The organism is Acidovorax sp. KPB24-03, assembly GCF_057546605.1.
Map to the genome: position 1 here is coordinate 1 of NZ_BAAJYR010000647.1, position 1,392 is coordinate 1,392.

At 74.2% G+C, this 1,392-nt stretch carries 1 protein-coding gene; it reads right to left on the reverse strand.

The annotated features are described in order from the left end of the window. Positions 1–1,392: 3-keto-5-aminohexanoate cleavage protein (locus AC27KI_RS24820; protein ID WP_487116445.1), on the reverse strand; the 1,392-nt coding region annotated here is incomplete at both ends.

The window sequence follows — 1,392 nt, forward strand, 5'->3', positions numbered from 1 at the left end:
CCGGGGGCGGTCCAGCGGCACGGTCGCGGCCAGCGGCTGCAGCCGGGCGATCGCGGCCTGCAGCAGCGCCACATCGGGGTGGGGCATGTCCAGCGCCACGCGCGTTTCCTCGGCCGTCAACACCGTGGCCCCCAGGGCCTGCAACTGCTCGCGCACATAGCGCACCTGCTCCGCCGTGGTGCCGCGGCGCCAGCCGCCCGCCACCTCGGGATCCGGCACGTTCAGGGCATCTTCCAGGCCCACCCGCACGCCGTCGAGGCCCAGGGCCACAGCCATGCGCGGCAGCAGCACGATCATCGGGCCGGGCACGAGGGCGGACACCTTGGCGCCAGGGCACTCCGCGCGGATGCGCGCCACCACCGGCCGCAGCCGCGCCACCGCCTGGGCCAGGGCCTGTTCGAAGGCCTCTGCAGAGCCCTCTGCCAGCAGGCGCAGGATGTCCTTGCGCTCTTGCACCGGCAACAGGGAGTCGTCCTGCACCCCGCCCTCGGGCAGGCGCCGGTGTTGGTCCACCCCCACCACCAGCATGAACAGCACCGGCCCACCCACCGAACGCAGGCCGGCCTGATAGGGCCCCAGAGCGCCGTCCAGGATCGCGCCGTTGAACACCTCCACCTCGGGCCGCACACCCCATTGCCGGCAGTGCGCGATCTGCGCCGCCAGGAAGGCCGGGGGGTTTTCATAGCCGCCCCCCGCCTGGAAGACCACCGGCCCGGGGCTGAAGGAGCCCATCTCCGGCGCGCGCTGCTGCGCACCATAGGCCCGCAGATGCACCCGGCGCACGGGGCTTTCGAAGTCGGCGGCGCCGCCCCGCACGCTGGTGGACAGGTTCAGGATGGCGGCAGGCGCCGCCTGGTGCAGCCGAGGCACGATCGCCGCGTACTGCGCCTCTTCGATGTGGTTGGCCTGCCGCCCCAGGCGCACCGGCACGGCCACCCCGGGCACGTGCACCGGGTGCTGGCCGCTGCAGTCCCGCGTGTGCAGGTGCACGATGGCGGCCCCCTCGCGCACCGCCGCCACGCTCTGCGCGACAATGGCTTCGGGTGCGATGGGCAAGTGCGGCGATGCGGTCCTGCCCGGATTCCAATGGCCTGCGCCGTGGTCGGCCCAGCCGCGCTCGCGCAGGGTGTCCAGCAGTTGCGGCGCCTCGGCCTGCAACGCGGCCACCAATGCGGGCGGCAGGTAGGTCTCGATCGTTTCCGCGCGCCATGCCAGATCGCCGGCGCCCGCCACGTCCCAACCCTGGGAGGTGAGCGTCAGCACCAGCTCGCGCGCCGTCTTCGCCGAGGCGATGCGGTGCAGGGCCACACCCGGCAGATGCCGGCGTGCCTCCACGTCGCCCAGGCGGCGGCCCGGCGCCTGGGGCCCGTCCGCCGCGCTGGCCACCTGCAG